The sequence below is a fragment of the Pseudomonas sp. P1_C12 genome, from assembly GCF_056406435.1.
Genome location: NZ_JBFUAE010000009.1, coordinates 105,083 through 117,313, shown reverse-complemented (window position 1 = coordinate 117,313; position 12,231 = coordinate 105,083). Strand labels below are relative to the sequence as shown.

At 59.2% G+C, this 12,231-nt stretch carries 9 protein-coding genes; all 9 read left to right on the top strand.

Annotated features, from left to right (window positions below; genetic code table 11):
- Nucleotides 1–3: 3 nt before the first annotated feature.
- The 9 genes from rnhB to ispD all read left to right on the top strand — a co-directional run bounded on the left by rnhB (nt 4) and on the right by ispD (nt 12,149).
- Entirely contained in the window at nt 4–630 is a 627-nt protein-coding gene (gene rnhB / locus AC1D19_RS17315; RefSeq protein WP_477755709.1) for a ribonuclease HII, read from the top strand.
- A 77-nt stretch (nt 631–707) separates the two neighbouring features.
- Nucleotides 708–4,229: a DNA polymerase III subunit alpha gene (gene dnaE / locus AC1D19_RS17310; protein ID WP_477763881.1), complete on the top strand. Its 3,522-nt coding sequence runs from the start codon at nt 708–710 to the stop codon at nt 4,227–4,229.
- A 139-nt stretch (nt 4,230–4,368) separates the two neighbouring features.
- On the top strand, nt 4,369–5,316 hold the full coding sequence (locus AC1D19_RS17305) for an acetyl-CoA carboxylase carboxyltransferase subunit alpha (RefSeq protein ID WP_477763880.1): 948 nt from the start codon (nt 4,369–4,371) through the stop codon (nt 5,314–5,316).
- 132 nt (nt 5,317–5,448) lie between these two features.
- Nucleotides 5,449–6,777, top strand: a complete 1,329-nt coding sequence (gene tilS / locus AC1D19_RS17300) for a tRNA lysidine(34) synthetase TilS (RefSeq protein ID WP_477763879.1) — start codon at nt 5,449–5,451, stop codon at nt 6,775–6,777.
- A gap of 274 nt (nt 6,778–7,051) precedes the next feature.
- Nucleotides 7,052–8,683, top strand: a complete 1,632-nt coding sequence (locus tag AC1D19_RS17295) for a CTP synthase (protein WP_223458857.1) — start codon at nt 7,052–7,054, stop codon at nt 8,681–8,683.
- A 5-nt stretch (nt 8,684–8,688) separates the two neighbouring features.
- Entirely contained in the window at nt 8,689–9,534 is an 846-nt protein-coding gene (kdsA, locus tag AC1D19_RS17290; protein ID WP_015093773.1) for a 3-deoxy-8-phosphooctulonate synthase, read from the top strand.
- Nucleotides 9,535–9,705: 171 nt separating this feature from the next.
- The gene (gene eno / locus AC1D19_RS17285) at nt 9,706–10,995 is read left to right on the top strand and encodes a phosphopyruvate hydratase (RefSeq protein WP_056720952.1); all 1,290 of its coding nucleotides are present in this window, start codon (nt 9,706–9,708) and stop codon (nt 10,993–10,995) included.
- Nucleotides 10,996–11,166: 171 nt separating this feature from the next.
- On the top strand, nt 11,167–11,445 hold the full coding sequence (gene ftsB / locus AC1D19_RS17280) for a cell division protein FtsB (RefSeq protein WP_007996937.1): 279 nt from the start codon (nt 11,167–11,169) through the stop codon (nt 11,443–11,445).
- Nucleotides 11,442–12,149 (top strand): 2-C-methyl-D-erythritol 4-phosphate cytidylyltransferase, encoded by a 708-nt coding sequence (gene ispD, locus AC1D19_RS17275; protein WP_477763878.1) that lies wholly within the window; start codon nt 11,442–11,444, stop codon nt 12,147–12,149. The genes ftsB and ispD overlap by 4 nt, the downstream gene beginning before the upstream one ends.
- The last annotated feature ends 82 nt before the right edge of the window (nt 12,150–12,231 follow it).

Here is a 12,231-nt window from a genome sequence, read left to right as displayed (position 1 = left end):
AGCATGCAGATGGGGCTGGATTTCACCTTGGTCGCGCAAGTCGAAGAGTTGGTTGCCGGTGTCGATGAAGTCGGTCGCGGCCCGCTCTGTGGTGCGGTAGTGACAGCAGCGGTGATCCTTGATCCGAACCGCCCGATCCTCGGCCTGAACGACTCGAAGAAACTCACCGAAGCCCGCCGCGAAAAGCTCTACGACGAAATCTGCGAAAAAGCCCTGAGCTGGTGTATCGCTCGCGCCGAAGTCGAAGAAATCGACGAACTCAATATCCTGCACGCCACCATGCTGGCCATGCAGCGTGCGGTCGCCGGGCTGCATGTCCAGCCGAAACTGGCGATGATCGACGGCAACCGTTGCCCGAAACTGCCGATGCGCTCCGAAGCCGTGGTCAAGGGCGATAGCAAGGTTCCAGCCATCGCTGCCGCATCAATTCTGGCCAAGGTCAGTCGCGACCGAGAAATGGCTGCGTTCGAATTGATTTATCCGGGTTACGGTATCGGCGGGCATAAAGGCTACCCGACGCCCGTTCATCTGGAAGCGCTGGCACGACTTGGGCCGACCCCGATTCACCGGCGTTCGTTTGCTCCGGTGCGGCTGGCGTATGAGGCGCGGGAAGGTCTCATCGAGAGTTAGTCGCGAGGCTGATTTTTTTTACCAAGGCCCGGTACAATCCGGGCCTTGTTGTTTTCATGACTTAACGCAGGATCACTATGCCGGCTTCATTCGTTCACCTACGCCTGCACACTGAATACTCCCTGGTCGACGGTCTGGTGCGGATCAAGCCGCTGGTCAAGACCCTGGTCGGCATGAACATGCCTGCCGTAGCGGTCACCGACCAGAACAACATGTGTTCCCTGGTCAAATTCTATAAAAACGCCATGGGTGCCGGGATCAAGCCGATCTGCGGCGCCGACCTGTGGCTGTCGAACAAGGATCCGGACAACCCGCTGAGCCGGATCAGCCTGCTGGTGATGAACGCCGAAGGCTATCGCAACCTCACCGAACTGATTTCCCGCGGCTATATAGATGGTCAGCGCAATGGCGCGATCATCATCGAGCGCGAATGGGTCGCTGAAGCCAATGCGGGCTTGATCATGCTGTCGGCGGCCAAAGAAGGCGAGATCGGCCAGGCCATGCTCAGCGGCAACTCCGCCGAGGCCGAAACCCTTGCCCGCGAATGGATGGACGTGTTTCCGGATCGTTTCTACCTGGAAATCCAGCGAACCAACCGCCCGAACGATGAAGAACAGCTGCACGGCGCCGTGGCGCTGGCCGAGAAGCTCGGTGCGCCGCTGGTGGCGACCAATGACGTGCGCTTCATCAAGCAGGAAGACTTCGCCGCCCACGAAACCCGCGTGTGCATCGGTGAGGGCCGCGCCCTCGACGATCCGCGGCGTTCGAAGAATTACAGCGATCAGCAGTACCTCAAAAGCGCCGAGGAAATGGCCGAGTTGTTCAGCGATATTCCCGAGGCGCTGGAAAACACTGTCGAGATCGCCAAGCGCTGCAACATCGAAGTGAAGCTGGGCACGCACTTCCTGCCCAACTTCCCGATCCCCGATGGCATGACCATCGACGAGTACTTCCGCAAGGTGTCCTTCGACGGCCTGGAAGAGCGACTTTCCGTTCTGCTGCCCAAGGACACCACCGAAGACTACGAGGCCAAGCGTCAGGTCTATGTCGACCGGCTGAATTTCGAGCTGGATATCATCATCCAGATGGGGTTCCCCGGGTACTTCCTGATCGTGATGGACTTTATCCAGTGGGCCAAGAACAACGGCGTACCGGTGGGCCCTGGCCGTGGATCGGGTGCCGGATCGCTGGTGGCCTACGTACAGAAGATCACCGACCTCGACCCGCTGGAATACGACCTGCTGTTCGAACGGTTCCTCAACCCGGAACGGGTATCGATGCCCGACTTCGACGTCGACTTCTGCATGGACGGTCGTGACCGGGTGATCGACTACGTGGCCGAGAAGTACGGCCGCAACGCGGTAAGCCAGATCATCACCTTCGGCTCCATGGCGGCAAAGGCTGTGGTCCGCGACGTGGCGCGGGTGCAGGGTAAGTCCTATGGCCTGGCGGATCGTCTGTCGAAGATGATTCCGTTCGAAGTCGGCATGACCCTGGAAAAGGCCTACGAGCAGGAAGAGATCCTGCGCGACTTCATCAAGGTCGATGAAGAGGCCGCGGAAATCTGGGAGATGGCCCGAAAGCTCGAAGGCGTTGTGCGTAACGTCGGCAAGCACGCCGGTGGTGTGGTGATCGCGCCGACCAAGCTGACTGACTTCTCGCCGATCTATTGCGACGAGGCCGGTGACGGCCTGGTAACCCAGTTCGACAAGGATGACGTTGAAGCTGCCGGCCTGGTGAAGTTCGACTTCCTCGGCCTGCGGACCCTGACGATCATCGACTGGGCACTGAAAACCATCAACCGCGACCGCGCCAAGGTCAACGAACCGCCGCTGGATATCGCGTTCATCCCGCTGGATGACAAACCGACCTACACCTTGCTGCAAAAAGCCGAAACCACGGCCGTGTTCCAGCTTGAATCCCGGGGCATGAAAGAGCTGATCAAAAAGCTCAAGCCCGACTGCCTGGAAGACTTGATCGCACTGGTGGCACTGTTCCGTCCGGGCCCACTGCAATCGGGCATGGTGGACGACTTCATCAACCGTAAGCACGGCCGCGCCGAGCTGGCATATCCGCACTCGGACTACCAGTACGAAGGCCTCAAACCGGTGCTGGCACCGACTTACGGCATCATCCTGTACCAGGAACAGGTGATGCAGATTGCCCAGGTCATGGCCGGTTACACCCTCGGTGGTGCGGACATGCTGCGTCGAGCCATGGGTAAGAAAAAACCCGAGGAAATGGCCAAGCAGCGCGGCGGCTTCATTGAAGGTTGCGCCACCAACAACATCGATGCGGACCTCGCCGGTAACATTTTCGACCTGGTGGAAAAGTTCGCCGGTTACGGCTTCAACAAATCCCACTCCGCCGCCTATGGCCTGGTGTCGTACCAGACCGCATGGCTGAAAGCGCATTACCCGGCGCCGTTCATGGCCGCGGTACTTTCGGCGGATATGCACAACACCGACAAGGTCGTGACCTTGATCGAAGAAGTGCGGACCATGAAGCTGCGTCTCGACGCGCCGGACGTGAACACGTCCGAATTCAAGTTCACGGTGAACGACGAAGGCCGGATCATCTACGGCCTGGGTGCGATCAAGGGCGTGGGTGAGGGCCCGGTCGAGGCGATCACCGAAGCGCGTCTGGCCGGTCCGTTCAAGGATCTGTTCGATTTCTGCGCCCGGGTCGACCTCAAGCGCATCAACAAGCGCACCCTCGACGGCTTGATCCGCAGCGGCGCGCTGGATCGCCTCGGGCCGTATTTCCACGATGAGCAGAAAGCCTACCAGGCCAACATCGACCGCAATCGCGCGGTGCTGCTGACGGCCATGGAAGAAGCGATCAAGGCGGCCGAACAAACTGCACGCACCCAGGACAGCGGTCACTCCGACCTGTTCGGCGGTCTGTTTGTCGAAGAAGACGCCGACGTTTACGCCAATCACCGCAAGGCCAAGGAACTGACCCTCAAGGAGCGGCTGAAAGGGGAGAAAGATACCCTCGGCCTGTACCTGACCGGTCACCCGATCGACGAGTACGAAGGTGAAATCCGTCGCTTTGCCCGTCAGCGCATCATCGACCTGAAACCGGCGCGCGATACCCAGACGGTCGCCGGAATGATCATCGCCTTGCGGGTGATGAAGAACAAAAAGGGCGACAAGATGGGGTTCATCACCCTCGACGACCGCTCAGGACGGATCGAGGCCTCGCTGTTTTCCGAGGCATTCCACTCCGCGCAGTCGCTGTTGCAGACCGACGCGATGGTGGTGGTCGAAGGCGAGGTCAGCAATGACGACTTCTCCGGTGGCCTGAAGTTGCGGGTCAAGCGGGTGATGAGCATGGAAGATGCGCGCACCAACCTGGCCGAAAGCCTGCGCCTGAAGTTGCATGCCAAGGACCTCAAGGGCGATCAGCTACGCTGGCTGGGTGAACTGTTGAAGCGTCACCGCGGTGCGTGCCCGATCACCATGGATTACACCAGCCCTGATGCGAAGGCCTTGTTGCAGTTCGGCGAAGGCTGGCGGATCGATCCGGCGGATGCGTTGATTCAAGCCCTGCGTGACCAGTTCGGGCGAGACAACGTCTTCCTCCAATACCGTTGACCGGCAGGTGATATCAGAACGCCTGCCCGCAACCTGAATTTTTAATCTCGACCTCAACGCGCCTCTCCCTTAAGGTAGGGCGCGAATAGACAACCGGCCGGCCCAAGATCCCTTGGGACTCGACCCAAGACGGACGCCTATGAACCCGAATTTTCTAGATTTCGAACAGCCGATCGCCGACCTGCAAGCCAAGATCGAAGAGTTGCGCTTGGTCGGTAATGACAATTCGCTGAATATCGGCGATGAGATCTCCCGCCTGCAGGACAAGAGCAAAACGCTGACCGAAGACATTTTCGGCAAGCTGACCAGCTGGCAGATCGCACGTCTGGCGCGCCACCCGAAACGTCCGTATACCCTGGACTACATCGAACACATCTTCACCGAGTTCGACGAGTTGCACGGTGACCGTCACTTCTCCGACGACGCTGCCATCGTTGGCGGTATTGCCCGTCTGGACGACCAGCCGGTGATGATCATCGGTCACCAGAAGGGCCGTGAAGTGCGCGAGAAAGTTCGCCGCAACTTCGGCATGCCACGTCCGGAAGGCTACCGTAAGGCTTGCCGTCTGATGGAAATGGCCGAGCGTTTCAAAATGCCGATCCTGACCTTCATCGACACCCCGGGCGCCTACCCTGGCATCGACGCCGAAGAGCGTAACCAGAGCGAAGCGATCGCCTGGAACCTGCGGGTCATGGCTCGTCTGAAAACCCCAATCATCGCCACCGTGATCGGTGAAGGTGGTTCCGGTGGTGCACTGGCGATCGGTGTCTGCGACCAGTTGAACATGTTGCAGTACTCGACCTACGCGGTGATCTCGCCGGAAGGTTGCGCTTCGATTCTGTGGAAAACCGCCGAGAAAGCACCGGATGCCGCAGAAGCGATGGGCATCACCGCCGAGCGCCTCAAGGGCCTTGGCATCGTGGACAAGGTGATTGGCGAGCCATTGGGCGGCGCGCACCGCGATCCGGGCGCCGCAGCCGCATCGATCCGCGCCGAGTTGAGTTCGCAACTGGCGATGCTGAAGAAGTTCGATAACGACGCGCTGCTCAAGCGCCGCTACGATCGACTGATGAGCTACGGTCTCTAACTGACCTCGCGGTATCCTTGTAGGCGCTGCCGCAGGCTGCGATCTTTTGATCTTGTTTTTTTAAAATCAAAGTCAAAAGATCGCAGCCTGCGGCAGCTCCTACAGGGGGTTTATGTGAAGCGATCGATCCTGATGAATCCTTCCGATATTGATTGGCATGCCAGGCTCTTGCTGAATCTGAAGCCTTGGCGCAACGCTTTAACCTGGCGCGTCGCCTTCTCTGGCGGCCTGGACTCCACCGTCCTGCTGCACCTTCTTGCACACCTCGCAAAAACCGAATCCCTGCCGGCGCTGAGCGCCATCCACGTTCATCACGGCCTTCAAGTCGTGGCCGATGCGTGGCCGGAGCATTGTCGTTCTGTGTGCGCTGCGCTGGGCGTCCCGTTACAGGTCCTTCGTGTACAGGTGCAGCCCGGTGCCAGTCTGGAGCGTGCAGCCCGGGATGCGCGTTATCACGCGTTCACCGAAGTGACTCGGCCCGGTGAAGTGCTGCTGACTGCCCAGCACCGCGACGATCAGGCGGAAACCCTGTTGTTTCGCCTGTTGCGCGGAGCGGGCGTGCGCGGATTGTCCGGGATGCCGCGTCAGCGCCCGTTGGGCAAGGGGCATTTGCTGCGGCCATTGCTCGATGTCACGCGGGCTGAACTGGAGGCTTATGCCAGTGCGCATGGCTTGAGCTGGATTGAAGATCCCTCGAACCAGGATCGGCAGTACTCGCGCAATTACCTTAGGCATCAAGTCTTCCCCGTGCTGATCCAGCGCTGGCCACAAGCGGTGGCGACCATGGCCCGCAGCGCGGCGCATTTGACTGAAGCGCAGGGGCTGCTCGAAGAACTGGCGGACATGGATTTGCGTGAGGCCAGCTCTGCCAGTGAGTTTGCCTGGCTGGGCTTGCGATCCCTTGAACTGGCGCCGCTTGCGCAATTGTCTGTTGCCCGGCAGCGCAATGCCTTGAGTCATTGGCTCGATCCGCTGACTCGCTTGCCGGATACTGACCATTGGTCGGGTTGGGAGAATTTGCGCGACGCCAACGTCGATACCTGTCCGGTGTGGCAGCTGGCCGATGGCGAACTGCATCGGGCGGGCGGGCGCATCTGGTGGCTCTCCGGTTGCTGGTTGCGCACTGCGCCCTCTGCTGGAGCGTGGCAAAGTCCGGTATCACCGCTGATATTGCCGGATAACGGTGTACTGAGTGTCACCGGCCAAATCCCCGATGGCCCCTTACAGATCCGCTATCGTGAAGGGGGAGAGGTCATGGTTTTGCCAGGCCGCGGCCATCGGGACCTGAAACGTTTGCTCAATGAAAGCGGTGTACCGTCCTTCGTACGCGGCAGATTGCCGCTGCTCTACAAAGACGGGAAACTGCTGGCGGTAGCGAACCTCAAGGGGCTCGATGGTGGTGCGCTCGGCGACTGGCATTTGCATTGGCAGCCACTGAACGAAGATCAAGGTTTGAGCTGAAAGGGGCTTTCCGGTAGACTACGCTCCCTTCTTGATACAACTTCTGTGGATTCGCCTGAATTGCAGGAGTTGCCGATTACCAAGCAGTCTTTGCTGGGCGATTCCAAAAAATGTGTAGCGAGCAACGAACCGGTGTTTCATTTTCCGGTCTGTCCCAACGCGGCGGTTTTTTTGAAAGGTGCGCTGTGATTAATGCAGGTGATCGGGGGCTTCGGCCTTCCTTCGCTTTCCCCGGCGGCTCGGACCGCTTTAACGCAGACTTCTAGGGTTTTTCATGACGCGCTACATATTCGTCACGGGCGGTGTTGTTTCTTCATTGGGGAAAGGCATTGCATCGGCATCATTGGCGGCCATCCTGGAGGCGCGGGGACTTAAGGTCACCATGCTGAAGCTGGACCCGTACATCAACGTCGACCCGGGCACCATGAGCCCGTTCCAGCACGGTGAAGTGTTCGTCACTCACGACGGCGCCGAGACCGACCTGGACCTGGGCCACTACGAGCGGTTCATCCGCACGACCATGACCCAGAACAACAACTTCACCACCGGTCGTGTCTACGAACACGTCCTGCGCAAAGAGCGCCGTGGTGACTACCTGGGTGCAACCATCCAGGTGATCCCGCACATCACCGACGAAATCAAGCGCCGCATCATCAAGGGTGCGGGCGACGCTGACGTGGCAATGGTCGAGATCGGCGGCACCGTGGGTGACATCGAGTCGCAACCGTTCCTCGAGGCGATCCGCCAACTGCGTTTCGAAGTCGGCGCCAAGCGCGCGATGCTGATGCACCTGACACTGGTGCCGTACATCGCCACTGCCGGCGAAACCAAGACCAAGCCAACCCAGCACTCGGTGAAGGAACTGCGTTCCATCGGCCTGCAACCAGACGTGCTGGTCTGCCGCTCCGATCACCCGATCGATATTTCCTCGCGTCGCAAGATCGCGCAGTTCACCAACGTTGAAGAGCGTGCGGTGATCGGCCTGGAAGACGCCGACACCATCTACAAGATCCCGGGCATCCTGCACTCCCAGGGCCTGGACGATTTCGTCGTCGAGCGTTTCGGCCTGCAATGCGGCGGTGCCGATCTGTCCGAGTGGGAAGCCGTGGTCGACGCCAAGCTCAACCCTGAGCACGAAGTCACCATCGCCATGGTCGGCAAGTACATGGAACTGCTGGACGCCTACAAGTCGCTGATCGAAGCGATGAGTCACGCCGGCATCAGCAATCGTACCAAGGTCAACCTGCGCTACATCGACTCTGAAGACATCGAAAACCAGGGCACCGCACTGCTGGAAGGCGTCGATGCAATCCTGGTACCTGGCGGCTTCGGTCTGCGTGGCGTTGAAGGCAAGATCACTGCCGTTCAATACGCTCGCGAAAACAAGGTTCCGTACCTGGGCATCTGCCTGGGCATGCAAGTGGCCGTTATCGAGTTCGCACGTAACGTGATGGGCTGGAAAGACGCCAACTCCACCGAGTTCGATCGTGCAAGCGGTCATCCGGTCGTGGGCCTGATCACCGAGTGGGAAGATGCCACCGGTGCCGTCGAAACCCGTACCGAAACCTCCGATCTGGGCGGCACCATGCGTCTGGGCGCGCAGGATTGCCTGCTGGAGCCGGGTTCCCTGGTCCACGGTTGCTACGGCAAGGACGTGATTGTCGAGCGTCATCGTCATCGCTACGAAGTGAACAACAACCTGCTGCCGCAAATCATGGAAGCCGGTTTGAAAATCTCCGGTCGTTCCGGTGATGGCGCACTGGTTGAAGTGGTAGAAGCTCCGGATCACCCATGGTTCGTCGCTTGCCAGTTCCACCCAGAGTTCACCTCGACGCCACGCGACGGTCACCCGCTGTTCAGCGGTTTCGTCAAGGCAGCGTTGGTTCAACACCAGAAGAAGGCGTAACCCCGATGGCACAGAAGATCATCCGCGTCGGCGACATCGAGATTGCCAACGACAAGCCCATGGTGCTGTTCGGCGGCATGAACGTGCTGGAAAGCCGCGACATGGCAATGCAGGTTTGCGAAGAGTATGTGAAGGTCACCGAAAAGCTCGGTATCCCTTACGTGTTCAAGGCCAGTTTCGACAAGGCCAACCGGTCTTCTGTGACCTCCTATCGTGGTCCTGGCCTGGAAGAAGGCATGCGCATCTTCCAGGACATCAAGCAAGCCTTCGGCGTGCCGATCATCACCGACGTCCACGAGCCGGATCAGGCCGCGGTCGTCGCTGAAGTCTGCGACATCATCCAGTTGCCAGCCTTCCTGTCGCGCCAGACCGACCTCGTGGTCGCGATGGCCAAGACCGGTGCAGTGATCAACATCAAGAAAGCCCAGTTCCTCGCCCCCCAGGAAATGAAGCACATCCTGAACAAATGCGTAGAAGCCGGTAACGATCAGTTGATCCTCTGCGAGCGTGGTTCGAGCTTCGGCTACAACAACCTGGTCGTCGACATGCTCGGCTTCGGCATCATGAAGCAGTTCGAATACCCGGTGTTCTTCGACGTGACCCACGCGCTGCAAATGCCTGGTGGTCGCTCCGATTCCGCCGGCGGTCGTCGCGCCCAGGTCACCGACCTGGCGAAGGCCGGCATGAGCCAGTCCCTGGCCGGCCTGTTCCTGGAGGCCCACCCGGATCCGGACAACGCCAAATGCGACGGTCCTTGCGCCTTGCGCCTGGACAAACTGGAGCCATTCCTGGCCCAGCTCAAAGCCCTGGACGAACTGGTGAAGAGTTTTCCGACGGTAGAAACCGCGTAATCCTCAATTCTCCTGTAGGAGCTGGCTTACCAGCGAAAGGGCCCTTAAGTCTAGCCGAGATTTTGAGACCGCCTTCGCCGGCAAGCCGGCTCCTACAAAAAGCAATATGACCCACAAGTTATAATTCGAGCGGTACCAAGCGTTTTCGTCAACTTTGGAGTGTTTACAACAATGGCTAAAATCGTCGACATCAAAGGTCGTGAAGTTCTCGACTCCCGTGGCAATCCCACCGTGGAAGCGGACGTGCTTCTCGACAACGGCATCATCGGCAGTGCGTGCGCGCCGTCCGGTGCTTCCACTGGCTCGCGTGAAGCGCTCGAGCTGCGTGATGGCGACAAGAGCCGTTACCTGGGCAAGGGCGTCCTCAAGGCCGTAGCCAACATCAACGGTCCGATCCGCGACCTGTTGAAAGGCATGGACCCAAGCGACCAGAAAGCGCTCGATCTGGCAATGATCAAGCTCGACGGTACTGAAAACAAAGGTTCCCTGGGCGCCAACGCGATCCTCGCCGTTTCCCTGGCCGCGGCCAAGGCAGCAGCACAGGACCAGGACCTGCCGCTGTACGCTCACATCGCCAACCTGAACGGCACCCCGGGTGTTTACTCGATGCCGGTTCCGATGATGAACATCATCAACGGCGGCGAGCACGCCGATAACAACGTCGACATCCAGGAATTCATGGTTCAGCCGGTTGGCGCCAAGTCTTTCTCGGAAGGTCTGCGCATGGGCACCGAGATTTTCCACCACCTCAAAGCCGTGCTGAAGGCACGTGGCCTGAGCACTGCCGTCGGTGACGAAGGTGGTTTCGCGCCGAACCTGGCTTCCAACGAAGACGCTTTGAAGGTGATCTCCGAAGCCGTGGCCAACGCCGGCTACAAGCTGGGCACCGACGTGACCCTGGCCCTGGACTGCGCAGCCAGCGAATTCTACGAAGACGGCAAGTACAACCTGTCCGGCGAAGGCCAGGTGTTCACCGCCGAAGGTTTCGCTGACTACCTGAAAGGCCTGACCGAGCGTTACCCGATCATCTCCATCGAAGATGGCCTGGACGAGTCCGACTGGGCTGGCTGGAAGATCCTCACCGACAAGATCGGCGAGAAGACCCAACTGGTAGGCGACGACCTGTTCGTCACCAACACCAAGATCCTGAAAGAAGGCATCGACAAAAAGATCGCCAACTCGATCCTGATCAAGTTCAACCAGATCGGCACCCTGACCGAAACCCTGGAAGCCATCCAGATGGCCAAGGCTGCTGGTTACACTGCCGTGATCTCGCACCGCTCGGGCGAAACCGAAGATTCGACCATTGCCGACCTGGCCGTGGGCACCTCGGCTGGCCAGATCAAGACCGGCTCCCTGTGCCGTTCCGATCGCGTTTCCAAGTACAATCAACTGCTGCGTATCGAAGAGCAGTTGAACGGCAAAGCCAAGTACAACGGTCGCAGCGAGTTCCGCGGTTAAGCGGTAACTCGTAAAAAAGACAGCGGATTGTGTCGGAAAAATCGCTACAGCGACGTTTTTGCCACTAATCTGATGCCTTACAAGCACAAGCCTGGTTCTTCCAGGCTTCGTGCTATCAGTAGCTTCATGTTTTGGTGTGGCTGTCTTTTTTCACTGGATACCTGATATTCGATGCGCAGTCCCAATTGGTTGTTCCTCGTCTTGCTCCTGCTGCTGGCTGGCCTGCAGTACCGCCTGTGGGTGGGTAATGGCAGCCTGGCGCAAGTAGCCGAGTTGACTCAGCAGATTGCCGATCAGCAAGCTGAGAACCAGGCGTTGCTGGAGCGCAATCGGGTGATGGACGCTGAAGTCAGCGAGTTGAAAAAGGGCATGGAGACCGTTGAAGAGCGGGCTCGCCATGAGTTGGGCATGGTCAAGGACGGTGAAACCCTTTACCAGCTCGCGCAATGAACCAGACGTTACCGGCCTTCTGGGCCGTGATTCCTGCCGCGGGCGTCGGAGCCCGTATGGCCGCGGACCGTCCCAAGCAGTACCTGCAACTGGGCGGGCGCACTATTCTCGAACACAGCCTTGGCTGTTTCCTTGATCACCCATGCCTGAAAGGTCTGGTGGTCAGTGTTGCTATTGACGATCCTTATTGGCCGAACCTTGCGTGTGCCAGTGATCCGCGTATTGCCCGGGTCGAGGGCGGTTCCGAACGTTCCGGATCGGTGCTCAATGCCTTGCTGCACTTGCATGCGCAAGGCGCTGATGATGAGGATTGGGTACTGGTTCACGATGCCGCACGGCCGAACCTCAGTCGTGACGATCTGGACAAATTGCTGGCTGAGCTGGCTGACGATCCTGTCGGCGGACTGCTGGCGGTTCCGGCGCGGGATACGCTCAAGCGGGTCGACAAGCACGGTCGTGTGGTCGAAACCGTGGATCGCAGCGTGATCTGGCAGGCCTATACGCCGCAGATGTTTCGCCTTGGGGCGTTGCATCGGGCTTTGGCGGACAGTCTGGTGGCCGATGCCGTGATCACTGACGAAGCTTCGGCGATGGAGTGGGCAGGTTCGGCACCGCGACTGATCGAAGGGCGGTCCGATAACCTCAAGGTTACGCGTCCTGAAGACCTTGAATGGTTGAGACAGCGTTGGGCCAATCGTCGCTAAAAGATCGCAGCCTGCGGCAGCTCCTACGGAGATCGGGTACGACATCCATTTGCGGATCACCCGAAATCCTGTAGGAGCTGCC